The 24,667-nt window shown below is 38.4% G+C and carries 24 protein-coding genes and 1 riboswitch; of the genes, 13 read left to right on the forward strand and 11 right to left on the reverse strand.

The genetic code is table 11. The features are described from left to right. Positions 1-7 precede the first annotated feature (7 nt). From ACQ2HF_RS09910 to ACQ2HF_RS09930, 5 genes are all read right to left on the reverse strand, one after another. Positions 8-226, reverse strand: a complete 219-nt coding sequence (locus ACQ2HF_RS09910) for a hypothetical protein (RefSeq protein WP_432410267.1) — start codon at positions 224-226, stop codon at positions 8-10. Next, complete coding sequence (rmuC, locus tag ACQ2HF_RS09915; protein ID WP_432410268.1) at positions 219-1,550, reverse strand: DNA recombination protein RmuC; 1,332 nt, start codon at positions 1,548-1,550, stop codon at positions 219-221. The genes ACQ2HF_RS09910 and rmuC overlap by 8 nt, the downstream gene beginning before the upstream one ends. Before the next feature lie 47 nt (positions 1,551-1,597). Further along, positions 1,598-2,392 (reverse strand): ABC transporter ATP-binding protein, encoded by a 795-nt coding sequence (locus tag ACQ2HF_RS09920; RefSeq protein ID WP_432410269.1) that lies wholly within the window; start codon positions 2,390-2,392, stop codon positions 1,598-1,600. A 159-nt stretch (positions 2,393-2,551) separates the two neighbouring features. Then, positions 2,552-3,583, reverse strand: coding sequence for a FecCD family ABC transporter permease (locus ACQ2HF_RS09925; RefSeq protein WP_432410270.1), 1,032 nt, complete (start codon positions 3,581-3,583; stop codon positions 2,552-2,554). After that, entirely contained in the window at positions 3,583-4,719 is a 1,137-nt protein-coding gene (locus tag ACQ2HF_RS09930; protein WP_432410271.1) for an ABC transporter substrate-binding protein, read from the reverse strand. Before ACQ2HF_RS09930 ends, ACQ2HF_RS09925 begins: the two co-directional genes overlap by 1 nt. Before the next feature lie 49 nt (positions 4,720-4,768). Beyond that, positions 4,769-5,050, forward strand: a riboswitch (cobalamin riboswitch). A gap of 113 nt (positions 5,051-5,163) precedes the next feature. On the opposite strand from ACQ2HF_RS09930, the gene ACQ2HF_RS09935 reads away from it, so the two are divergent. Continuing rightward, positions 5,164-7,086, forward strand: a complete 1,923-nt coding sequence (locus ACQ2HF_RS09935; protein ID WP_432410272.1) for a TonB-dependent receptor plug domain-containing protein — start codon at positions 5,164-5,166, stop codon at positions 7,084-7,086. An 81-nt stretch (positions 7,087-7,167) separates the two neighbouring features. On the opposite strand, the gene ACQ2HF_RS09940 is transcribed toward ACQ2HF_RS09935, so the two are convergent. Continuing rightward, the gene (locus tag ACQ2HF_RS09940) at positions 7,168-8,583 is read right to left on the reverse strand and encodes a S41 family peptidase (RefSeq protein WP_432410273.1); all 1,416 of its coding nucleotides are present in this window, start codon (positions 8,581-8,583) and stop codon (positions 7,168-7,170) included. A gap of 243 nt (positions 8,584-8,826) precedes the next feature. Here ACQ2HF_RS09940 and ACQ2HF_RS09945 point away from each other — a divergent pair, with 243 nt between their 5' ends. The 4 genes from ACQ2HF_RS09945 to ACQ2HF_RS09960 are packed head-to-tail and all read left to right on the forward strand — an operon-like array spanning position 8,827 to position 10,866. Next, positions 8,827-9,333, forward strand: coding sequence for an RNA polymerase sigma factor (locus ACQ2HF_RS09945; RefSeq protein ID WP_432410274.1), 507 nt, complete (start codon positions 8,827-8,829; stop codon positions 9,331-9,333). Beyond that, complete coding sequence (locus tag ACQ2HF_RS09950; protein ID WP_432410275.1) at positions 9,320-9,754, forward strand: hypothetical protein; 435 nt, start codon at positions 9,320-9,322, stop codon at positions 9,752-9,754. Before ACQ2HF_RS09945 ends, ACQ2HF_RS09950 begins: the two co-directional genes overlap by 14 nt. 18 nt (positions 9,755-9,772) lie before the next feature. Beyond that, on the forward strand, positions 9,773-10,309 hold the full coding sequence (locus ACQ2HF_RS09955) for a DUF4252 domain-containing protein (RefSeq protein ID WP_432410276.1): 537 nt from the start codon (positions 9,773-9,775) through the stop codon (positions 10,307-10,309). A 2-nt stretch (positions 10,310-10,311) separates the two neighbouring features. Beyond that, entirely contained in the window at positions 10,312-10,866 is a 555-nt protein-coding gene (locus ACQ2HF_RS09960; RefSeq protein WP_432410277.1) for a DUF4252 domain-containing protein, read from the forward strand. 318 nt (positions 10,867-11,184) lie between these two features. Here ACQ2HF_RS09960 and purB read toward each other — a convergent pair whose 3' ends face one another. The 3 genes from purB to ACQ2HF_RS09975 form a co-directional block, all read right to left on the reverse strand. Continuing rightward, positions 11,185-12,528 carry an adenylosuccinate lyase gene (purB, locus tag ACQ2HF_RS09965; protein ID WP_432413078.1) on the reverse strand — a complete coding sequence of 448 codons (1,344 nt, stop codon included), beginning with the start codon at positions 12,526-12,528 and terminating at the stop codon, positions 11,185-11,187. 155 nt (positions 12,529-12,683) lie between these two features. Then, on the reverse strand, positions 12,684-13,256 hold the full coding sequence (locus tag ACQ2HF_RS09970; protein ID WP_432410278.1) for an adenylosuccinate lyase: 573 nt from the start codon (positions 13,254-13,256) through the stop codon (positions 12,684-12,686). A gap of 202 nt (positions 13,257-13,458) precedes the next feature. Then, positions 13,459-14,136 carry an SIR2 family NAD-dependent protein deacylase gene (locus tag ACQ2HF_RS09975; protein ID WP_432410279.1) on the reverse strand — a complete coding sequence of 226 codons (678 nt, stop codon included), beginning with the start codon at positions 14,134-14,136 and terminating at the stop codon, positions 13,459-13,461. A gap of 186 nt (positions 14,137-14,322) precedes the next feature. On the opposite strand from ACQ2HF_RS09975, the gene ACQ2HF_RS09980 reads away from it, so the two are divergent. The 6 genes from ACQ2HF_RS09980 to ACQ2HF_RS10005 all read left to right on the forward strand — a co-directional run bounded on the left by ACQ2HF_RS09980 (position 14,323) and on the right by ACQ2HF_RS10005 (position 20,452). Next, positions 14,323-14,994, forward strand: coding sequence for a TrmH family RNA methyltransferase (locus tag ACQ2HF_RS09980; protein ID WP_432410280.1), 672 nt, complete (start codon positions 14,323-14,325; stop codon positions 14,992-14,994). A gap of 154 nt (positions 14,995-15,148) precedes the next feature. Then, positions 15,149-15,724, forward strand: a complete 576-nt coding sequence (locus tag ACQ2HF_RS09985) for a non-canonical purine NTP diphosphatase (RefSeq protein WP_432410281.1) — start codon at positions 15,149-15,151, stop codon at positions 15,722-15,724. Positions 15,725-15,875: 151 nt separating this feature from the next. Next, the gene (locus ACQ2HF_RS09990; RefSeq protein ID WP_432410282.1) at positions 15,876-17,765 is read left to right on the forward strand and encodes a DEAD/DEAH box helicase; all 1,890 of its coding nucleotides are present in this window, start codon (positions 15,876-15,878) and stop codon (positions 17,763-17,765) included. Between the two features lie 218 nt (positions 17,766-17,983). Continuing rightward, on the forward strand, positions 17,984-18,748 hold the full coding sequence (locus tag ACQ2HF_RS09995) for a carboxypeptidase-like regulatory domain-containing protein (RefSeq protein ID WP_432410283.1): 765 nt from the start codon (positions 17,984-17,986) through the stop codon (positions 18,746-18,748). A gap of 36 nt (positions 18,749-18,784) precedes the next feature. Next, positions 18,785-20,149 (forward strand): aldehyde dehydrogenase, encoded by a 1,365-nt coding sequence (locus ACQ2HF_RS10000; protein WP_432410284.1) that lies wholly within the window; start codon positions 18,785-18,787, stop codon positions 20,147-20,149. Next, complete coding sequence (locus ACQ2HF_RS10005; protein WP_432410285.1) at positions 20,150-20,452, forward strand: DUF6122 family protein; 303 nt, start codon at positions 20,150-20,152, stop codon at positions 20,450-20,452. It begins immediately after the preceding gene. Positions 20,453-20,480: 28 nt separating this feature from the next. Here the strand turns inward: ACQ2HF_RS10005 and ACQ2HF_RS10010 are convergent, their stop codons facing one another. Together ACQ2HF_RS10010 and ACQ2HF_RS10015 are read right to left on the reverse strand one after the other, a co-directional pair. Beyond that, a complete protein-coding gene (locus ACQ2HF_RS10010; protein WP_432410286.1) occupies positions 20,481-20,942 on the reverse strand; it encodes a hypothetical protein in 462 nt (153 codons plus the stop codon). 43 nt (positions 20,943-20,985) lie between these two features. Then, positions 20,986-22,638, reverse strand: coding sequence for an ABC transporter substrate-binding protein (locus ACQ2HF_RS10015; RefSeq protein ID WP_432410287.1), 1,653 nt, complete (start codon positions 22,636-22,638; stop codon positions 20,986-20,988). Between the two features lie 176 nt (positions 22,639-22,814). On the opposite strand from ACQ2HF_RS10015, the gene nadC reads away from it, so the two are divergent. Both nadC and ACQ2HF_RS10025 read left to right on the forward strand, forming a co-directional pair. Next, positions 22,815-23,672: a carboxylating nicotinate-nucleotide diphosphorylase gene (gene nadC / locus ACQ2HF_RS10020; RefSeq protein ID WP_432410288.1), complete on the forward strand. Its 858-nt coding sequence runs from the start codon at positions 22,815-22,817 to the stop codon at positions 23,670-23,672. Further along, on the forward strand, positions 23,672-24,634 hold the full coding sequence (locus ACQ2HF_RS10025; protein WP_432410289.1) for a YihY/virulence factor BrkB family protein: 963 nt from the start codon (positions 23,672-23,674) through the stop codon (positions 24,632-24,634). The genes nadC and ACQ2HF_RS10025 overlap by 1 nt, the downstream gene beginning before the upstream one ends. The last annotated feature ends 33 nt before the right edge of the window (positions 24,635-24,667 follow it).

The raw sequence follows: 24,667 nt of genomic DNA on the forward strand, positions 1-24,667 counted from the left end.
AAGTTTTTTAATCGTGATCCTTAAATTTTGTGTCTTTAATTTTGATGAACGTAACGATGCAACAAGCAATTCCGATTAATAATACGAATCCACCAAAAATTGTTAACGCATCTTCAATATTTTTAGAGTTTGGGGATGCTTGGTAATTGGATGTTATAAGTAAGATGCCTCCTATAAAGGTAGTAATACTTAAAATGATATAGACGAGTAAGTCTAATTTAATCAAGGTCTTCATTTTCTTCGGCTCTTTTAATTATTTTTTCGGGCAATGCCTTTTTTGCTTTAGCACCCATTTTTTTTAGTTTTTCTACGCTGGTAATCAAGTTTCCTTTGCCTTCAAAAAGCTTGTTCATAGCTGCAGAATAGTCGCTTTTTGCGTCATCCATTTTCTTGCCAACACCTGTTAGGTCTTTAATTAATCCTGCAAATTTATCATACAAAGCACCCGCTTGCCTGGAGATTTCAATAGCGTTGCGTTGTTGCTTTTCATTGGTCCACATAGAATCGATAGTACGTAAGGTAGCAAGTAAGGTAGAAGGCGTCACAATAATGATGTTCTGCTCAAAAGCTTTGTTATAAATACTGTTGTCTTTATTAATAGCAATGGCAAAAGCAGGTTCAATAGGCACAAAGAGCAACACAAAATCCGGACTTTCCATTTCGTAAATGTCCTGATAGTTTTTCGCACTTAACTGGTCTACGTGCCGTTTTAAAGAAAGTAAATGCTCCTTTAAGTAACGTTCTTTTAATTCGCCATCTTCTTCATTTACATAGCGTTCATACCCTACGAGCGATACTTTACTGTCAATAACCATGCGTTTGTTATCGGGTAAATGAATTACCACATCCGGCAGGATACGCTTGCCATCAACGTTCGTAAAGCTGTTTTGTACAAAATACTCCCGATCTTTTTCGAGACCACTTTTTTCTAACACTTTTTCTAAGACTAGCTCACCCCAATTTCCTTGTATTTTACTGTCGCCTTTTAATGCTTTGGTAAGATTGGTGGCTTCTTTAGACATTTGTTCATTGAGCTCTTTCAGGCCAATGATTTGCTGGCGGAGCATCGCATGCCGGTCGATACTTTCTTTGTGGGTGTCTTCTACTTTTTTCTCGAACTTTTCAATCTTGTCCTGAAGCGGTTTTAAGATGACGTCGATATTATCTTTGTTCTGCTTTGTGAATTTATTGGAGTTATCGGCTAAAATCTTATTCGCCAGATTCTCAAATTCCTTGGTAAATTTTTCCTGAAGCTTCTCCACTTCGGCTTTCTGTTCGCGGTTTTTATGATCCAGATTCTCAAACTCGGCATTGCGTCGTACGAGTTCGCCATTCAAAAAATCTTTTTCTTTTCTAATTAATTCACGTTCATTTAAAACCGTGGTAAAACGTTCTTCCAGTTTTTCTTGTTGAAAATTAGCTTGCTGCAAACGTTCTTCCAGTTTTCCAGTTTCGGTCTTCATTTTTAAGCGAGCAAATAGATTGCCCAGGAAAGCCCCGATTAATAGGCAAACTGCGGCGAGAAGGAGGAAAAGTAAGGTTTCGTTCAAGGTTTATAGAAAGGTTTGAAATTGATAAAATTTGAATTTTAAAGATACTATTTTCGTATTGAAAACCGCCCCGTGTTTTTATCAAATGCAATCGTATCCTTCGGAAAAAGCGCATCAAAACTACCCGCTTCAATGAGCTTACAAGGTTGCTCACAAACTACCGAAGTTTCCGTCATCACGATCATCGTATCGCTTAACTGAATCGCTAAATCAATTTCGTGGGTGGAAAATAAAATGGTTTTTCCTGTTTCAGCAGTAAGTTGTTTCAGCAGTTTCAAAATATAGGCGCGGTGGTATAAATCTAAGTGCGTGGTAGGTTCGTCTAATAAAATAAGTGGGGTGTCCTGTGCCAGAGCTCTTGCGATAGAAGCGCGTTGCAATTGCCCGTCACTTAGCTCGAAGCATTTTTTATAAGCAAGCTTTTCAGTATCCGTGATTTCTAATGCGTATTTAATTTGTTTCTTGTCGGTTTCGGATAAAGAACCCATCCAATTGGTATACGGTTGTCTGCCCAGAGTAACCAATTCCTGCACCGTTAAGTTTTTGGAGGCGGGTGCTTCGGTTAATACCACGCTTAATTGGGTAGCGAGAACGAGACTCGATAATCCTGAAAGATTTTGACCATTAATTTCAATGCTGCCAGAAACGATGGGTTGCATCCCTACCAAACTCCGAAGCAAAGTAGATTTACCAACTCCATTGGCGCCCACCAAACCTATTAATTCGCCTTGCTCCAATTCAAAATGGATGTTTTCAGCAACTGGGATCGGTTTCTTTTTACTGAAATATCCTACCGAAAGATCGGTCGCTTTTAGAACGGTATGTGGTTTTTCAGCTATCATTAAAAATTAAAATCTGTATTTAATTTACAAAAATTTAGTTATAAATGTTGTCGGTTCGAGCGCAGTCGAGAACTATTGGATATTTCAAATTAGGTTTCGACTGCGCTCAACCAGACAACAGTAATTAAAATAGTTAATAATATTTTTTTTCTGAGATCATTAAAACAATAATTTTCGCTTGCGAACCAATAACCAGATCACTACAGGAGCGCCCAATAGCGAAGTAATAGCGTTAATGGGCAAGGTGTATTCACTGCTTGGCAATTGCGCCACAGTATCGCATAATAGCATTAAAATGGCTCCCGAAAGCATCACGGCGGGTAATAAGGTAAAGTGATTGGAACTTTTAAAATATTGTCGCGTCATATGTGGTACTGCTAATCCTACAAAGGCAATAGGTCCCACAAATGCTGTGATACCGCCTGCCAGAATACTGGTTGCCAAAATGATGAGTATGGTGGTTCTTTTGATTCTCACGCCCATACTTTTCGCATAATTTTCGCCCAGAAGTAAGGCGTTCAAAGATTTTCCACTGCTGAAGGCTAACAAGAAACCTAACAAACAACAAAGTATCATAATTACAACTCCGCTCCAGGACTGATTCCCCAAACTTCCGAAACTCCAAAAAATAAATTGCTGTAATTTTTCAGCATTCGTGAAATAGGAGAGTACTGAAACTACTGCCGCCGTCACACTTCCAAACATTAATCCTATGATTAAAATAGCCATGGTATCTTTTATTTTGAACGTGACCGACAATACTGCCAGCAATACCAAAAAACTCCCAATAGCCGAAGCGATTACCAGGCTCCATTGGCTTACTAACACACTGCCAAAAAAACCGCCAAAAGCGCCTGCGCCTAAAATCAAGATAGCAACACCCAAACTTGCGCCACTACTCAATCCTAACACAAAAGGTCCTGCTAACGGATTTCGAAACAAAGTCTGCATCAACAATCCTGAAACGGCCAGCGCACTTCCCGTTAAGATGGCGGTGATGGCTTTGGGTACTCTGTATTCGGTGATGATAAAGCGCCATGTTTCTTTACTGGCGCCTTGTCCGAAAAGAGAACTTATCACATCACCCAAGGGAATAGAAACTGAACCTAAACTTACATTCAATAAAAGCGCCAATAAAAGCAAAATTGCTAATATCCAAAAGTAACGCGTATGTTTTTTCACCGATTGCACTAGTCAAGTTTGCTGAAAAAATACAATTCGTACTCTGGAAGTAATTCCGGATGTAATATTTTAATCATATCCTTTAATACCAGATCGGGTCGGTTTGGTGCCAATTCATAATAAATTACACCGCCGGTGGCTCCTTTTTTAGTGGTAAAACTAAATACGTGATCTTGCTGAAACGCATCAAATTCCGCATATACTTTAGTGTATTCTTCCATTTGTGAACGGCTGGTAAATTGTCCGGGTCCAATCCAATAGTTAGCTAATTTCCCCTTCTCCAAAACCGATTCTACATTCAGTGCAATACTGCCCGTCCCTTCACTTTCTTTCCAGAGATAATCCCCATTCGCATCCGCAATAAACTGTGCTGCCCAGCTGTCTCCCTGCGGAAGATACCAGATATCTTTATACATGGCGCCGCTTAAAACGGTTGGGGTTTCTGTAGCTTGCTGTGCTACTTTTTTTGCTGAAAGATATTCCGTTTTAATGCTGTTGAAAATGCTATCTGCTTCTTTTTCTTTATTAAAAAGCACTCCGAAGAATTTAATCCATTCGGCTTTTCCCAAGGGTGTAGTTTCGGTCCAATCTGCATTGTACAAAACGGGAATTCCTGTTTTTTCGATGGTTGCTACGGTTTTATTGTCGCCCTCTACGGCAAATGTGATGACGGCATCTGGGCTTAATTCTATTAAAATCTCGGTATTAATACTTTCGTTTTTACCTAGTTCTTTAATTTTTCCGCTATCAATATTTTTGCGCGTTGCTTCAGAAGAAATATATGCAAGATTTGGAAAACCTACTAGTTTTTCAATAACTCCCAAAGATTCTAATGATGGAATATGCGTTGTAGACGTTACCACTATAGAGGTAAGCGGTGTTTCCACTATAGCGTCAAAATCATCTTTATTAGGAAGCGCTGTTCCTTTTTCAACCAAAGCATAGGTAAATTCTTTTTCGGCGCCTGGCCAGGGGTTGGTGATGGTGATAGTTTTATAGCCGTCGTGATTTTTAATGATAAAACCTTCCGCAAAATCGGTGGTTAGTTCTGAAATTTCAGCCGTAGTATTTTCCGTTTTTTGAGTTTCGGTTTTACAGGAGATAAGGACTAAAGTAAAGGTTAAGAGTATAAGAATTTGTTTCATTTCAGAAAATAATGGATTTTGTTTGGTGGTAAAGATAGCCAAATACACTATTTTCGCACCGAATTTTGGTGAATGTCTTACAAACTGTACTACATTCTTAAAAGGGAAATAGGTGCTAGAAACCAAAGAAAAGCGAGCGTAGCGAGATTATTTAATTCAAATAGCTACAATCGTCAATCTGAAATCTACAATCCTATGCTGTTCCCGCAACTGTAAGTCGGTTCCAATACTATTGGGATTGTGTTTCTTCAATAACCACTGTTCCGCCTCGGCGAATGGGAAGGTAGCACCATAGACAAGCCAGGAGACCTGCCTTTATTCAAAAATTTGTCAAACCTTCGGGAAAAAGGAAGATAAAGAATATGTTTTTACTTGAAGACTACCTATGGGCCGCTTCAAAGTAATTATTCTGCATCCTGTACCTTCTCGGTAATCTATTAAACAATGAAAAGAATTTTACTTGCAGGTGCTGTGCTTTTAACAATGGCAGCCACCGCACAACAAACAGAAACGCTTGACACGGTAGTATTGGATACCAAAATTCCGTTAGCGAGAAAAAACAGTGGTAAAGTGATTACGAAAATCACTTCCGAACAATTGGCCGCCCGTCCAGGAGCGTCTGTAGCCGATGTGCTGAATGAGGTTTCCGGAATTGAAATCAATGGCGCACGAAGTAACGACGGTCAAAACCTAGCCTATTATGTGCGTGGTGGAAGAAATCGTCAAGTAGTAATTATGGTAGATGGGGTGCAATTAAACGATCCGTCTCAAATTGCAAACGATTACGATTTGCGATTAATTCCAGCAAATAGTATCGAAGAAATTGAAGTGCTGAAAGGCGCCAGCAGTGTTTTATATGGCTCTGGAGCTGCTACAGCGGTAATTAATATTACAACGAAGAAGACTTCAGATAAAGATATTTCGGCAACCTTTACAAGTACTTTTGGAAGCAATCGTCCTACTGAAACTGATTCAAAAGATTCAAAATTTGAAACATTTACCAATAATGTGAATGTAAGCGGAACCTTGAATAAGTTTTTCTACAATGCCAATTTTAGCAATAGATATACGGAAGGACTTAGCGCAGTAGCTGCACCAGCAGATTCTACAGCGTTTGAAAGCGATGTTTTTGACCGTTTTAATACCCGATTAAATTTGGGTTACAAAATTACAGATAGTATTACTATTAGTCAATTTGTAAGTATTGATAAGTTTAAAGCCGATTTCGACAATTTTGATTATACCGATGCTAACAACCTTTCTAAAACCGAACAAATAAAGACAGGCGGGCATTTTGAGTGGAAATACAAAAACGGGACCTATGTTTTTAATGACAGCTATCAATGGATAGACCGTGAAATTATGAGCGATTTCCCTACAAAGTTTGAATCGAAAAGTTATTCGTTAGATACGTATTTGAATCATAGATTTACAAAACAATTTCAGGCTGTACTGGGTTTAAATGTAAATTTAAGTGAGTTTAATTCGTTTGCCATTCCATTTGGAGAGACTGCTTTTGCAGAGCAGGTACACGGCGACACAGCCAATTTCGACATTATTGATCCGTATTTAAATCTGGTTTATATCACAGATTTTGGATTGAATTTAAATGCAGGTGCGCGTGTTAATATTCATAGTGTGTATGATACTAACGTGGTGTATCATATTAATCCGTCTTATAACATCGACTTCGGAAGTAATACCGTGAAGATTTTAGGATCGTATAGTACGGCTTATATCACGCCATCATTATTTCAACTGTATGACCCGCAATTCGGAAATACGGAGTTAATGCCAGAAGACAACCGCACCATTGAAGGAGGAGTAGAATTTTCAAGAGGTAAAAATTTCCGCGTAAGCGCTGTGTATTTTAACCGAAATGAAGAAAATTTTGTAGACTTTGTAACCATAGATCCAGAAAATTTTATCTTCCAATATAAAAATATAGCCGATACGTTTGAGAGTAGCGGAGTTGAAGTTGAAGTTTTTGGAAAGATAATAGAGCAGTTAACAGCATCTGCCAATTATACCAATACGAAAGCCGACGAGCGTTTTGCGTTGCGAATTCCGGAACACAAAGCGAATGCTTCCTTAACGTATACGTGGAACAACAAAACAAATATTGGCTTGAGTTATCAATATGTTGGGGAGCGTGATGATTCATTCTTTAACCCAACTACGTTTGAAAGTGAGACAATTACATTAGAGAGTTTTAGCTTGTTGAACTTTAATATTTCTGGTCAAATAACAAAAAATATTAAATTGTTTGCAGGAGTTTCTAATATTTTAGATACTGAGTATGAAGAGATTTACCGTTTCCAAACAAGAGGTAGAAATGTCTTGGCTGGCTTTGAGTTAAGCTTCTAGAAAAAGCTCCAAAAACAAAAATCCCAAATTCCAAAGTCAGCCTTTGGTATTTGGGATTTTTGTTATTTTGAGATTTGACCGCTAGTGGGGCTCTGCAATCATGAGTTGATGTAGTGGCGAATTTTGTTTGCTTTCGCCTATAATTTCTAAGATTTCAACAGGGTTTCTATTTGGGGAACGTCCTGGGAATATTTCAGCCAGACATGCTTCTAAAAGAGGCTCTCTTACATCTCCTAACACTCCAAGGTTCGCATAGTTTTCGCCTAACTCAACGTCCGGATCTAGCCCGTCTATAAAGTCGGTTACGCCATTTGAGTTTAGAGTTTTAAATACCAAAGGCAGCATGGCATAGGTGTGAGCAGGATTTGCTTCATTAAAGCTAAACTGTGGTGCAGGTGCATCGAACAACAAAAAGGATGCTTGAAACTTTCCTGTAGTTGAGGTGCCCACTTGTATTACATCTATATATGGATCTAGGCCATTAATAACCAACTCACTTGCAGAAGCAGTTCTTGCTGTAGTAATTACATACACCCGTGTTAGATTTAAGCTATTAAGAGCTTCCCCTGTAGTTAACGTGCCATCAAACAATCCTGGGCTCGCGTACTCATCCTGGCGATCTTCGTTCCACGCTTCGGTATAAAATACTTGCCCCTCGAATTGTCCTGTAACCATTGCTGCTAAATCTGTTGCAGTGCTTACGGAACCTCCGCCGTTGTAGCGTAGGTCTATTATAAGCTCTGTAATTCCATCTGCTTTAAATTGGCCAAAAGCAGCATTTAATTGTGGGTCAAAATCGCGTGTAAATGCGTTGTACATTAAATAACCAATAGCCTGATTTTCCACAGTTAATGTATTAGCAATGAATACCGGATTTTCGGTATAAGGAGCTTTCGTAAGTTCTACACTATCATTGGTTGGCATTACATTTTCTCCGTCAAAAGTGGCGAGACCAATGGTATAGGTAGTAGGTTCAAATAACGTATTGAAGTTGGTTTCGGTGATTTGCTGCCCGTCTACCGTGTTAAAAATAATCCCTCTTTGTAGTCCTTCTGCCGCTGCATCGGTATTAGGTAATACATATCTTACATATCCAAATACATTGCCACTACCATCTGGGTAACGAATAAGGCCGTATTCCATTCCATTATTTTCTGAAATCCCGTTGAGGGCGTTGATGAGTGAAATATAATCATCTGTTAAAAAACTGAACCTGTCTTGTGGCGATTCCAGAAAATCGAACAACGCTTCAGGCGATTCAAAACTATTTAAAAATATATTTTTTTCATCCTCATTTGCAAAAGCATCGTTCGCCAATTCTGGCGTATCTGCTTTGTAGAGGTAGAAAAAATTAAGACCCCGGTAAATAAAGTCTTTTACTTGAAAAGCAACCTCTTCTGTTAATTCTGAAGAAATTTCATCATCTCTATCTTTAAAACAAGAGGTGAGTAACGTAGTGGTGGCTAGGAGGAAGAGGAATATTTTCTTTTTAAGCATGTTATTTTTTATTTTGTTCCAACGCACACCAAAATCCTTAAAGGGAAACAGCGTGCACAATGTTCATTAACTTTCGTTTTTCAAATTTCTATTTTAATGTAACCTTCAAATTAAAGCTATATTGTTTAAGTTACATTCCAAATGTAACAAAATTTCTAGTAGTTCGTCGTACTAACAGAAGGCTCCTTAATAGATCCTTTGCTAACCATCAAAAAAAGTTTTCCGCTTGTGCGGAATATAATTATGAAACAAGGAGAATTTTTGGATACTGTACTTCCTTTTAAGGATAAGTTGTACCGGCTTGCCAGAAGAATCCTTGTGTCTACCGATGAAGCCGAAGACGCTGTACAAGAAGTGTGTTTGAAACTCTGGAAAAACAGAAATAGCATTAAAAACTATAACAATCCAGAGGCCTTTGCAGTGACCATGACAAAAAACTATTGTCTGGATAGACTAAAATCAAAACAGGCAGGAAATTTGAAGATTGTGCACAATAATTATGCACATACACAAAATGTAGAACGGGAGGTAGAAGCAAATGACGGGGTAGCCTTGGTGTTTAAACTCATGGAAACCCTGCCAGAACAACAAAAAATAGTCTTGCAGTTACGGGATGTAGAGCAGTTTGAATTTTCCGAAATAGCAAAAATGCTGGACAGTAACGAGACCGCCATACGTGTGGCGTTATCCCGGGCTCGTAAAACAGTAAGAGAACAATTAATACAATATAATAATTATGGAATTAGCTAGAGTTCAACAACTTTTGGATGCCTATTTCGAAGGTACTTCCACTTTGCAAGAAGAAGCAACCTTACGTTCCTATTTTTCAGGAAATACTGTAGCGCCTCAGTTTAAAGAATACCAGCCATTTTTTGCTGGAATTTCAGCAACGCAAAAAGAAAAATCAATACGTCCGTTATCGCTTCCAGTGGAGGAGAAAATAATGTCACGTTGGTGGATAGGTATGGTAGCCTCTTTAGTAATTGCCGCTGGAGTTTTCGGGTTTTTTAACCAGGAACCATCCTTGACCACTGAAGAAAAAGAAGCCATAGCTGCTTTCGAACAAACAAGAGAAGCATTCAAAATGATGTCTCAAAACTTTAATGAAGGTGCCGAAGAGCTCGTGTATATTCATAATTTCAAAGAAGCAAAAAATAAAATTTTAAAATAAACCCTAATACTAAATAAAATGAAAAAAATAGCACTAATAATCGCCTTGATGGTAGCCCCTTTGTTGGTAAGCGCTCAAAATCCGTTCGCATCTTTCGAGAATAGTGATGATGTAACCAGCTTTGTAGCCACCAAGAAAATGTTCAAATTATTGAGCAAGATGGACTTTGATTCCAATGATCCAGAAGTGAAGGAATACCTTGATCTGGTGAACAACCTCGAGAATGTTCGCATTTTTACTACTGAAAATCCTTCCGTAGCTAAAAAGATGGACGACGCCGTAACAGCCTATGTTTCTAGCAACGGTACACTTTCTGAATTAATGCGTGTAAAAGACGACGGTAAAAACGTGAAATTTTACAGTAAAGAAGGAAAAAACGACAACTTTGTAACCGAACTTTTAATGCACCTTACTGGTAATATTGATGGTAAACAAAGAACGGTAGTAATGAGTATTACAGGGAATATAGACCTGAAAAAAGTGTCTAAATTAACCAAAGATCTTAACGTTCCTGGTAGCGAAGAATTGAAGAATATTGACAAGAAAAAATCATAAATATGATAACAATAGTTAAATATACAGTAGGACTTGCCCTAGTAGCATTGAGTATGATCTCTTGCAACAGCGAACCATCGCTCCAAAAGTATTTGGTAGAAAAGCAAGACGACGATAAGTTTATGAAAATAGACTTGGCAACCAGTTTGTTACAAGGCGAAAACAGCACCTTCACCGAAGAAGAACAAAATGTGTTAAATTCAGTCAAAAAAATAAACGTGGTCGCTTATCCCTTAAAAGGAGACCAGGCCGAATACGAAGTAGAACGTAAAAAAGTACTCGCAATTCTATCAAATGAAAAGTACCAAACCTTGATGAAAATGGGCTCTAATAAAAGTGGTGCTACGCTTAAGTACACGGGTGAAGAAGAAGCTATTGATGAGCTCATTGTCTTTGCCAGCGATACTGAAAAAGGATTTGCAATTTTCCGCCTCATTGGAGATAATATGGAACCGGACGATTTGGTAAAATTAATGACCTCTATTGACAAAGGAGACATGGACGTTTCTCAATTAAAAAGTTTAGGAAATATGTTTGATATGAAAATTGAATACTAAAAGAATGGAAACACCGTTTTGATGTTATATTAATATTTTTGAAACCAAAATCAGTGATTCGTTTTTGGTTGAAAATAAGAAAGCTTCAGCATTTTTGCTGAAGCTTTTTTTATTGACTTAAAAAGTATGATTAGTAACTCATTTCCCACATTTTGACGTTTGGCACGGGCTTTGGAAAGTACCCTTTGAAAGTTTGTTACGTCGCCCCAATGTATTTGTGTACAGGCTTTTAAGGTCGCCAGAGATCCTGCATTAGATAGGTTAGGTAGCTAAAATTAATTAGACCTTGAGCGCTATCGCCTCGGGGTCTTTTTTATTTTAAATCCCCGTATAATTTGAAGGTGTAATCACACGCATTTCTGCTTTTATTTCTTCTGAAACTTCTAAGGTTTCAATAAAATCGGCCATAGATTTTTGGGTAATGGCCTCGTTGGTTCGGGTTAAGCCTTTCAATGCTTCATACGGACTAGGATAGGCTTCACGTCTCAAAATGGTTTGGATGGCTTCGGCAACTACGGCCCAGTTATTTTCAAGATCTTGTGCAAACTTAGGTTCGTTTAGTAATAATTTGTTCAAACCTTTTAAAGTTGAAGCAAAAGCGATTAAAGTATGGCCCATAGGTACGCCAATGTTTCGCAATACGGTGCTATCTGTCAAATCACGTTGCAAACGGCTTACGGGTAATTTTGCTGAAAGATGTTCAAAAACGGCATTGGCTAAACCAAGGTTTCCTTCGCTGTTTTCAAAATCGATAGGATTTACTTTGTGTGGCATGGCAGACGATCCTACTTCCCCTTTTTTAATTTTCTGCTTAAAATAATCCATAGAAACATACGTCCAGATATCACGATCCAGATCTATAATAATGGTGTTGATACGTTTTAGGCAATCAAATAACGCAGCCATATGGTCGTAATGTTCAACTTGTGTCGTAGGGAAGGAATGGTGTAGTCCCAATCGCTCCTGTACAAACGAAGTTCCAAAAGCTTTCCAATCGATAGAGGGATACGCAACTTTATGGGCGTTAAAATTTCCTGTGGCACCACCAAATTTGGCAGCACTTTTAATGTTGTTTAGCAAATCGAATTGCTCTTCCAGGCGTACTACAAAAACTTCAATTTCTTTTCCTAAGCGAGTAGGAGAGGCGGGTTGTCCGTGTGTTCGTGCCAGCATTGGGATGTCTGCCCAGTCGGTGGCCAATTGCTTTAATTTGTTTTTTAATTCGAAAAATTGAGGTACATACGTGGCATTCATCGCATCTTTAAGGGAAAGCGGAATGGCAGTATTGTTTATATCCTGAGATGTCAAACCAAAATGGATAAACTCTTTGTAAGGCTGCAAACCAAGTGCGTCAAATTTCTCTTTGATAAAATATTCAACAGCTTTTACATCGTGATTGGTTACTTTTTCGGTGTTTTTTATGTGCTGTGCATCTTCGGTAGAAAATTCAGTATACAATTCTCTTAATTCTGAAAACAAAGCAGTATCAAAATCTTTTAACTGCGGTAGGGGTAATTCCACCAGCGCAATGAAATATTCAATTTCTACTTGTACACGGTATTTTATGAGTGCTTCTTCAGAAAAAAAAGGAATAAGCGAGGCAGTTTTGGAAGCATAACGCCCATCAATAGGCGAAATAGCTTGTAAGGCTTGGATTGACATGGTTTTCATTTTAAAGGTGTTCCGAAGCGTTTTTACTGCGGAAAATAAAGGTGCAAAGATACTTTATTCAATTCTGAATTCTGAATTCTGAATTCAGAATTTTAAAAGGTGTAAACGGGAAGTGATTCATGTGAAGGAATACGTGACACACAGGTTTATTTTTTTGAAAATCCTGAAATTGATTCCAACGTTTTCTGTCCACGGCTTATATAGCCTGCACTTCCCTGTAGTAAATTTTGCTGAATTATAATTGCCAGTTCTGGGTGAATCCAGTCTGTTTCGGTACCCAGCAAATAGAGAGTGGTCATGGCGCGAGCCTGGCAGGCTACTTTCTGGTTGGTGAGCATCCAATCGAAACAACACTCGGTCATTACTTCTTTATGCTTTGAAGAGAGTGCTTTCTTCAACGTTTCTTTATTTTGTTTATAATAGCCAATGGTGAGCAGTTCACAAATTAATCCGAAGGAACGTAACTGGCCATCGCTTTTGGCCGTTGGAAGCTTTCCAAAAATATAATCTAAGAAAGGAAAAATTAGCGCTAAATTCTTTCGGCAAACAAATTCTAAAACCCATGTGGCTTTAGTGGCTAGTTTATTGTCCTCATGAAAACAATATTCGAGTAATTCTTCTAATGTTTCAGGATTTTCCAGTACCCAATTGGCAGCATTTAACCGATTCGTTCGGTAGGCTTTTTTGTAACTTATGTGTTGAAATAATTCTGACTTCATTGTTTAGTAAACCTTGTTTCAATACAATTTTTGATAACAACAGTCCCCCTTCCGAATTTCAGGATTGACACTTATTTGTTCCATTAAACTACATTGCTGAAATTCACCTTCCCCCGAATCGCGGAAATCAAAAGGATAATTTCATTACATATTTTAAGCCGCTGGGGAAGGAGCTGTCTTGGAATTTTGTTTATTTTTTGGGCTACATTTTTTCAATTTCATCAATCACTTTGAGAACTCCGGTGGAAGCTTTTTCAGCAAACACCTTGATTTTGGAATTACTATGTATAGATGGATTAGGATCTACAAAATAACAAGGTGCTTCTTCACGGGCATGTTGTATGAGGCCCGCCGCAGGATATACCTGCATAGAAGTACCAACAATTACCACGATGTCTGCCTGTTCTACAATTTTGGCAGCGATTTCAATTAGCGGCACAGCTTCGCCAAACCAAACAATATGAGGTCGCAATTGATGATTATGCTCACAGAAATCTCCTAGGTTGAGGTCGGTTTTCCAATCCAGAACTAAATCTTCGTCAAAAGTGCTCCGTACTTTCAATAATTCGCCGTGAAGATGTACTACGTTAGTACTGCCAGCCCGTTCGTGCAAATCGTCTACATTTTGAGTAATAATAGTAACCTCGTGGTTTTTTTCAAGTTGAGCGAGTGCTTTGTGTGCTGTATTCGGTTCAACTTCCAGCAATTGTTTGCGTCGCTGATTATAAAAATCGAGTACCAATACCGGGTTGTTAGCAAATCCCTGTGGAGAAGCAACGCTCATAACATCGTGCCCTTCCCACAATCCATTACTATCCCGAAAGGTTTTAAGTCCGCTTTCTGCACTAACGCCTGCTCCAGTAAGTACTGCAATATTCATAGTTTGATAAATTTTTTTACTAAGATACTAGGTTCTATGCTTTTTATGGAATTTTGTTAAAGGTTAAAGGTTAAAGGTTAAAGGTTAAAGGTTAATGTAATAATTTTACTAATCCCTAATCCCTAATCCCTAATCCCTATGACCTAGAATGTATAATCTGTCAAAATTCAGTAATTTCGTACCCTTATGAATACTACAGATCAAGAATTATTTAACCATCTTCAAGGCTATCTTACCGATAGGCGTAAAGAACTATTCACCAAGATACTTTCAAAACGTACCCGGCATTTTACTGTGGTGACCGAAGATGTATACCAGTTGCACAACACCAGCGCTGTAATGCGAACGTGCGATGTTTTTGGGATTCAGGATTTGTATGTGGTGGAGGAGAAATTGGGGAAACGTATAGACAAAGAGATTGCCATGGGCGCTCAAAAATGGGTGACCTTGCAACGTAAGAATAACATTAAGGAATGCATGGCCGATTTAAAACAGAAAGGCTATCAGCTTATTGCCACGACCCCGCACGACAATTCTACCTATTTGCATGAGTTTGATGTGAGCAAGAAAGCGGCTTTTTTCTTCGGAAAAGAAAGCGAGGGGTTGAGCGATACTGTGATGGATGCTGCCGATGGATTTCTGAAAATTCCTATGCACGGATTTACGGAGAGTTTGAATATTTCAGTTTCAGCAGCGATTATTCTACAAGATGTGGTAACCCGTTTAAAACAAAGTGCAATTGATTGGCAGCTTTCTTCAGCAGAAAAGTTTGACATTGAAATGGAATGGATGAAGCGCACGATTAAGAGCCAAAGAGAGATTGTGGAGCGCTTTGAGCAAGTGAGGGGGCTCCAATAATGTGGGTAGTGTTAAGAGTTAAGTATGCTTCGCTTTGAGTGCGAACAGTTGGGGAAGCGGGATATTTCAAATTCGTAAAGTATTCACAATTTTAAATAATGCAAATCAATTTCTGCTAATTTCGTAAATCGTAAATCGTAAATCGTATTTCAGAATGAAACTAGTCTTCGCCACCCACAACCAGAATAAATTTAAAGAAGTAAAACTCTTACTGCCTTCTCATATTGAACTGATGAGCTTAACCGATATTGGTTGTACCGAAGATATTCCAGAAACAGCCGAAACTATTGAAGGTAATGCAGTTTTAAAAACTGAATTTATCCGTAATCACTATGGTTTAGATTGTTTTGCAGATGATACAGGTTTGGAAGTTTCAGCACTAAATAGTGAACCAGGTGTGCATAGCGCTCGCTATGCTGGTGAAAACAAAAATTCTGAAGACAATATCGATAAACTATTAAAAAATCTTGCCGATAAGGAAGACCGTTCGGCCCGTTTTAAAACGGCTATAGCACTCTCTATTAATATTCAATCTGTATTATTTCTGGGTACTTGCGATGGTACTATTACTAGGGTAAGGCGTGGCGAAAAAGGGTTTGGATATGACTCTGTTTTCCTTCCAGAAGGTTCCAAAGAGACTTTTGCTGAAATGAATTTGCAAGAGAAAAGTAAGGTGGGGCACCGCGGAAAGGCTATGAGACAACTCATTGCATATCTAACCCAAGGCTAATTCTTAATAAAAACCCAATACGGTTTTTGGTGTACAATTAAAGACTATCTTTGCGCCTTGAAAATCCTCAGGGTGAGGTAGTACTGCACGAAGATATACCGTTTATTTGTCGACATCTTCAGTAAGTACAAATAAACTTTTATAATATTTTATGACATTTTTAGACTTAGGCCTAGAGGAAAAACTTCTTCAGGCAATTACCGATATGGGCTTTGAAACCCCAAGTGAGGTACAAGAAAAAGCAATCCCAATTTTATTAAAAGAAGATACAGACCTAGTGGCGTTAGCGCAAACAGGTACTGGTAAAACGGCGGCCTTTGGTTTCCCAATGCTTCAAAAAATAGATGTGGAAAGCCGCACTACACAAGGACTTATCCTTTCACCAACGCGTGAGTTGTGTATGCAAATTACGAACGAAATGAACAACTACGGAAAGCACCTTAAAGGCTTAAACGTTGTTGCCATTTATGGGGGTGCAAGTATTACAGACCAAGCCAGACAAATTAAAAAAGGCGCTCAAGTTATCGTTGCTACCCCAGGTAGGATGAAAGATATGATTGGTCGCCGGATGATCGATATTTCAAAAATTGAGTATTGTGTCCTGGATGAAGCAGATGAAATGCTGAACATGGGCTTCTACGAAGATATTACTGAAATTTTATCACATTCGCCCCAAGAGAAAAGTACCTGGTTGTTTAGTGCGACGATGCCGAAAGAGGTGTCAACCATCGCTAAAAAGTTTATGCACAATCCGGTTGAAGTTACTGTAGGTTCTAAAAACGTGGGTGCGGCAAATGTATCGCATGAGTTTTATACGGTAAACGCAAGAGATAGATACCAGGCTTTAAAACGTTTGGCAGATGCAAACCCTGAAATTTTTTCAGTAGTATTTTGTCGTACCAAGCGGGATACCCAAAAAGTAGCCGAGCAATTGATTGCAGATGGGTACAATGCTGGAGCAATCCACGGAGATTTAAGTCAGAATCAACGAGATATTGTGATGAAGCAGTTCCGTAATCGTCAAATCCAAATGATGGTTGCTACAGACGTTGCAGCCCGTGGAATTGATGTAGACGATATTACACACGTAATAAACTACCAGCTTCCAGACGAAATTGAAACCTATACCCACCGTAGTGGTCGTACGGGCCGTGCCGGAAAAGAAGGGATCTCTATTGTAATTGTTTCAAAAAGTGAAGCAAGAAAAATCAAGCAGATTGAAAAAATAATTCAGCAGAAGTTTCAGCAAAAAGAAATTCCTTCCGGAATGGAAATTTGCGAAAAGCAATTAATGCACCTCGCTAATAATATTAAGGATACTAAAATTAATCACGATATAGACGCATACCTTCCGCAGATTGATGCAGCGTTGGAAGGATTCACCAAAGAAGAATTAATCAAAAAATTCTTTTCGGTAGAATTCACGCGTTTTTATAATTACTATCAAAAAGCGAAAGACTTGAATGTTTCCCCTGGAGATATGTCAAGTTCAGAGAATAAAGATTCGGTACGTTTCTTCTTAAATGTAGGAGAACGTGACGATTTCAACTGGATGACCCTAAAAGATTTCTTAAAGGATTTACTTCAATTAGGTCAGGACGATGTGTATAAAGTAGATGTAAAAGACACCTTTTCATTCTTTAATGTAGATACGAAGCATAAAGATTTGGTGTTAGGTGTGTTTACAGATTTTCAACTGGAAGGAAGAAACGTTAATGTTGAAATCTCAACCGATACAGGTCGCGGTGGTGGCGGTGGCGGAAGAGGTCGTGGCGGACGTCGTGATGGAAAACGTGATGGAGGAGGCTTTAAAGGCCGAGATAAAGGTGAACGTCGTGGTGGAAGAAAAAGCAGCGGGAGTAGTGATCGTGGAAGCGGGAGCAGAGATAGTGACCGTGGGAGAAGTGATAGCGACCGTGGAGGTTTCAAAAAGAAAGAAAGTTCTGGAGGAGAAGAGTTTAAATCTAAATTTTCAGGAAAAAGAAGGGGCAAAACGAAACCAGAAAGCAAAGGAACAGGCGGAAGAAGACGCCGTACATAGACTGGTCCTTCGGTACATCCCGTTAAAAGTCTTTTAACTTTTAACGGGACACTCGGGAACCTTTTTTTGGTGATAACCATTTATTTACATTTTTAAATCAACCTAATCACCAAAGGTCGCTGAATGATTTAAAGTGCATTAGCACTTTAAATTGTATCGAAGCGTGAAACTTTGGTACAATATTCCCGTCTTATTAGTACTTTTACATTCTAGACGTTATGAAGAAACTATTTTTTGTATGTACACTATTATTTACCCTTTTTGCTTGGGCGCAAGATCCCCAGGTTATTGAGGGTAAAGTGCTTAATAGTAATGACGACGCTCCTTTGGAGAATGTGAATATTGTTAACTTGAATAGCGTTCGAGGCAGTACTACTGACGTTGAAGGGGAGTTTAAAATTAGAGCCTCGGTGAACGATACATTATTCTTCAGCTATTTAGGATTTAAATCCATTCGCATTAGAGTAACAAATGACTGGTTAAAGTTTGGTGATATTAAAGTGAAGATGACCGAACTTGGTATTGCTTTGGAAGAGGTTGTGATAAAGCCTGTTCAATTAACGGGCTATGTAGAAATAGACGCTAAGTTAATCCCGGTATACGATGATTATCGCTATAGGATATCGGGGATAGGTTCTGGTTACGAAGGAGGCGATACTTCTCCAGGTGCTGTCTCTAAAGTATTAAGCGCAATCTTTAACCCGGCAGATTTTCTCTACAATGTATTCGGAAAGCGGCCCAAGCAAATGCAGAAGTTACGTAAAATGAAAGAGGATGATGAAATTAGAAACCTACTACAATCCAAATACGACCGTGAGACCTTGATGGTTTTACTACAGTTGGAAAAGGTAGATGTAGATGAAATTTTAAATAGATGTAACTACTCAAAAAACTTTATCACTACGGCAAACGATCTTCAAATACTGGATGCCATAAGCGATTGCTACGAAGAATACAAGGTGCTGAATAGAGGTAAGGAATAGACAAATTCGTATCTTTATTAAAATTTATATGCCCTAATGCAAGAACTTATTAATGCCCAGCGCGAGTTTTTCAACACAAATACTACCAAAGAACTTCGGTTTAGAATTGAGCAGCTAAACAAACTATATTACCTTTTAAAAGACAATGAAAAATTGCTTTTTGAAGCCATTTACAAAGACTTTAAAAAGTCTGAATTTGATACCTACATAAGCGAGCTGGCTTTGGTGTATTATGATATTAAACACGCTAAACGCAATCTTTATAAATGGGCGCGCAGAGAAAAAGTTTCTACCAACTTATTAAACTTTCCTGCTAAAAGTTATGTGCTAAAAGAACCTCTGGGCGTTTGTTTGGTAATTGGTGCGTGGAACTATCCCTACCAGTTATCCCTGGCACCAGCCATCGCTGCATTAGCAGCAGGAAATACTGTGGTGTTAAAGCCAAGTGAATTGCCGGGCGCAACAAGCCGAATTATGGCAAAACTCATCAATGCAACATTTAATCCAAATATATTTAAAGTAGTTGAAGGTGGCGTAGAAGAAACTACAGCGCTTTTAGAACAAAATTTCGATAAAATTTTCTTTACAGGAAGTACCAAAGTAGGGAAGATTGTGTACCAAGCAGCAGCAAAACACTTAACGCCTGTCACTTTAGAATTAGGCGGAAAAAGCCCAGCGTTTGTGACCAAAGATTGCAATCTACCCATGACTGTAAAACGTTTGGTATGGGCAAAATTCTTGAATGCAGGTCAAACCTGCATCGCTCCGGATTATGTAATGGTGGAACAAAGTATCAACCAAAAATTTCTGGAGGCCTTAGAAGCTGAAATTAAAAAAGAACAATTCTCCATCGCTAATCATAATTACGTACAAATTATAAACGACACAAATTTTGAAAGGCTCGCCAAAATGATAGATCCGTCTAAAGTTTTTTACGGCGGAAAAACAGACGCCTATAAAAAATATATAGAACCAACTATTTTGCAAAACGCAACGTTTAAAGATACGGCCATGCAGGAAGAAATATTTGGTCCTATTTTACCAATACTTACCTACACCAATATAGACGAAGCAATTACCGAAGTAAAGAAATATCCAAAACCATTGTCGGCATATATTTTTACGTCTTCCTCACATACTAGAGAAAAAGTACTGCAAGAGCTATCTTTTGGTGGCGGTGCGGTAAACGATGCTGTAATGCACATCACCAATCCTAAAATGCCTTTTGGAGGCGTTGGAGCCAGTGGTATTGGTAGCTATCACGGTAAAGCTGGTTTTGATTGTTTTAGCCATGCTAAAAGTATTCTGGACAAAGCTACGTGGCTGGAATTTCCGTTAAAATACTTTCCACATTCCAAATCACGTTTAAAATGGATTAAACGAATGATGAAGCTTCAGTAAATGTTGCAATCTATCTTCCATTATGGATTGCATTTTGTAGTGCCGCTGTTTATTGCGTTGTTGTTTTTTCGGAAGCATTGGATAGTTGTATATGGAATATTATTGGCTACCATGCTCGTAGACCTGGACCATTTGCTAGCCTATCCCATTTTTGATCCCAACCGCTGTAGTATTGGCTTTCACCCCTTACATAGTTATTGGGCGATTGGAGTGTATGTTGGATTTGTGTTTTTCAGAAAAACTAGAATTGTTGGTATTGGCTTAGTACTACATATGATTGCTGATGGGTTGGATTGTTTGTAATCGTTTTAGACAAACCTGTTCGTGGGTTCTATTTTATTTCCAGGTCCAATTGTCTTCCTGCTTCCAAAGCTTTTTTATCCATAGTAATACCTACGGCTAACCCAATCACCATACCTATAGGTAATCCAACGCCAAGAAGCCCCATATTTCCAAGACTTGTACCAAAAGCAACGCCAAGAGGAATCCCAAATACAGACATTCCTATGGCCATCCACAAATTTCTATAATGATTTTTGGCCACGATTTTAAGCTCTTTCTCTAGCATTCTAAGAATATTGGATTGCGATTTTCGTAGTTGTTTTTTAAGTTCTTTTTCAGAATCTGAAACTGAATTTATGGTGTCGATTTCAGTATTAATAGGGGTTGTGATTTCTTCGGGAAGACTCCTTTTTCTCAATTCCGTTAAAAGGGTGGTAAATTGAACATAAGCCTTTTCAAGTCTTTTGTTTTGTTCAATACTAGGTCTTTTTTTAAGTTCTTTTAGTGGCATCTGTTTAATATTAAGTTCTTCTATATTGTATAAAGCTTCTAACCTACTCCTCCTTTTTAACCCGCTTCAATACCAAAAGATTCTGTGGGTTAATTCCCAATCCGCTTACTTTTTTTGAAACAAACCGAACCGCCATATCATAAAATAATGGTACCACGGGCGCTTGCGAGGTTACTAAACTATCCATTTGTGTGTAGAGCCGTTTTCGATCGTCAATAGTGGATATGTTTTGTGCTGCTACGTATAGGCTGTCAAACGTTTCATTTTTGTAGTGGGTGTAGTTGGGGCCGTTGGGAGTGAAGTTTTCACTGTAAAAAAGGGAGAGATAGTTTTCGGCATCTGGGTAATCTGCAATCCAGCTGGCTCTAAAAATAGGGAGCTCGCCGCTACTTTTCATCTGTCGAAGGGTAGATGGCGGCATCACATCTATGGTGACGTTAATACCAATTTTTTCCAACTCCCGCTGTATGTATTCGCAAATGTCTAAATACTGGCTGTTGGTGCCTATGGTAATTTCGGGTTGGGTATCCCCTGTTTCAGCTATGTATTGCGCCAGTAATTCCCTGGCTTTTTCTGGGTTGTAATCGTAGCCTTCAATAGCATCAAAACCAGGGAGGCCTTTGGGGATCATTCCGTTTACGGCGGGAATACCCATGCCGTTGCGAAGGTATTTTACCATTTTATCACGATCAAAACCGTAATTTATGGCTTGGCGAAGCGGTAAACTTTGTATTTCCTGGCTTTCAGTATTCATAAAAAATCCGAGGTATTCTGTGTTGAGGTAGGGTGAGGTACTTAACGTTACCGAGCTTTCATAATTCGGTTGTAATTGTCCCGTGGTAGTAATTATTTCGTCTTTAAAAGAGTTGTCCAGCCCACTGATGAAGTCTAATCGACCCTGTGTAAATTGCAAAAACTCACTTTGCTTATCGGGTAAAAAAGTAATGGCTACTGCTTCCAAATACGGAAGCTGATTGCCTTTCTCATCGATTTCAAAATACTGGTTATTTCTTCTTAAAACCAATTTTATATTTTCTTCCCAGAGTTTAAATTGAAAAGGACCAGTACCCACAGGATTTCTCCTAAATTCATTTCCGTAAAAAGCTACAGCTTCTTTAGGTACCACCGAAAAATAACGCATCCCTAACATACCCAAAAAAGGCGGGAAGGAATTTTTCATTAAAATTTTTAGGACGCTATCGTTTTCCGCTTTTACAAGTTCTACATTGTTCATTACCCAACTTCCTGGAGAAGCTACTTTGGGGTCTACGAGCCGGTTAAAACTATATTCAAAATCATGGGCGGTAACTTTTCTAGTACTATCTTTTCCAAAAACTTTATTTTGGTGAAAAAACACATCGTTCCGCAGCGTAAAATAATAGGTGCAGGTAGAATCTACAATTTCCCACGACTTAGCAATGTCTGGTTTAATCTGCAAGGAATCGTCTAATTGAATTAAACCATTAAATAATTGGTTGGCAGGCCATATATTGCGTTGGTCACGTGCAAAAGCTGGGTCTAAGGATGAAATATTGCTATGCTCATTATACCGAAAAACGAAATGATCTCTATTTTCATTTATATCCTCAGCACAAGAACCGAAGCATAAAATGGAAGCAAAAACTAGTGCAGTTCCCCATAGCGAGCATATTTTGGAACTAAAATCTACAGAGTTAAAAGGGCTTTTTAATTTCAAAAGTTTAGGAGCTTTTTGATTCAGAATGCTGTTAAAATACAAATGCAAGGTACTATTTCTGAAATTGAGGTAATAAATATTTTCGGTGTAATTTTTTGTTTTAGCGTATTTATAGCATCCTCCCTACTTTATACTGCTCTGCTTTTTATAACTTAGCTAAAAATTGAGGATAACAGATGATTTCAGAAAGAAAATTCCAGAAAGAAATAGACCGCATCATAGCCAATGCCATTCGTGAGGACGTTGGTGATGGTGATCATAGCTCCTTAGCTTGCATTCCAGAAGAAGCAATGGGAAAGGCCAAATTACTGGTAAAAGATACCGGGATTATTGCGGGGATAGATTTTGCAAAACAGGTTTTTGATTATGTGGACACGGGTTTGAAAATAGAGGTAAACATTGAAGATGGCCAACCTGTAAACTATGGTGATATTGCCTTTTATGTTTCAGGTAGTTCACAATCCATTCTTAAATCTGAACGTTTGGTACTGAATGCCATGCAGCGTATGAGTGCCATTGCCACTAAAACCAACAAATTTGTTGAAGTATTGGAAGGTACAAATACTAAAATCCTAGATACGCGTAAAACAACACCCGGCATTCGTGCTTTAGAGAAATGGGCGGTAAAAATTGGAGGTGGAGAAAACCACAGATTTGCGCTGTATGATATGATTATGTTAAAAGATAACCATATAGATTTTTGCGGCGGAATTACAAAAGCAATCCAGACAACCCATCGGTATCTGGAAGAAAATAGCTTGGCGTTAAAAATAATTGTCGAAGCCCGAAACTTGGAAGAAATAGCCGAAATTTTAGAAAATGAAGGTGTGTACCGGATTTTAATAGACAACTTTAATTACGAAGATACCCGAAAAGCCGTGGAGATGATTGGCGATACCTGCCTTACGGAGTCCAGTGGCGGTATTAATCTTGAAACCGCAAAGAAGTATGCCGAGTGTGGCGTAGATTATATTTCCAGCGGGGCATTGACTCATTCTGTGTACAACATGGACCTAAGTTTAAAAGCTGTTTAATGAGCGAAAAGGAGGTTGCCGAACATACCGAACAACAACCTAAAAAAGGTATTTTCAATAAGATAACACAAATACTGTTTCCTATTGGTACCTTTTTCTTGAAAAAAAGTAAGCAGATAATTGTCATAAAATCCAGCGGACTCTCACTTTATCACCTACTTGAAATTTACGGAACCGGCATTATAAAAGGAACATTTTCCTCGCGTGCCAGTTCTATTGCCTATAGTTTTTTTGTGGCGCTATTTCCCTTTTTATTGTTCATATTAAACTTAATTCCCTATGTGCCTGTGGAAGGTTTTCAAACGCGTTTCCTTGTTTTTATTGAGGAGTTATTACCAGCGCAAACCGTAGAGTTTTTCTATCCAACTATAGCAGATATCGCCGTAAACACCAGGGGTGGATTACTTTCAGTTTCTATAATTTTATCCTTGTTTTTAGCAGCTAACGGAGTGAATGCAATTTTTAGTGCCTTCGAGTACTCTTTCCACGTCACCATAAACCGAAACTTCTTCAGGCAGTACGGTATAGCCTTCCTGGTGTCCCTCTTTTTGGCATTGTTGTTGCTTATTACAGTGGGAGTGATATCCTATGGTGAATATGTTATCGCCGACTTGTTGGGAAGGAGTTATATAAGTGACGATGTTTTTTGGATAACGGCCCTTCAGTTTACGGTCTTTGTAGTCATGATTTATATAATAATTTCTACGCTCTATTATTTTGGAACTAAAGAAGGGAAGCATTCTCATTTTCTTTCGGTAGGAGCACTTATCACCACATTGCTGTTTTTAGGAACTACTTATTTTTTCACTATTTACATCAATAACTTTTCAAATTATAACGAACTCTATGGTTCCATTGGAGCATTATTAATTATGATGTTATATATTTGGATAAATGCAAACCTCTTGCTGCTAGGGTTTGAACTTAACATATCATTGCAGCGCTTAAAGGATAAAAAATAAACACAAAAACTAATAACAAACCTTAACTACTTA

The sequence above is a fragment of the Rasiella sp. SM2506 genome (genome assembly GCF_050859505.1).
In the GTDB taxonomy this organism is placed as follows: Bacteria; Bacteroidota; Bacteroidia; order Flavobacteriales; family Flavobacteriaceae; genus Marinirhabdus.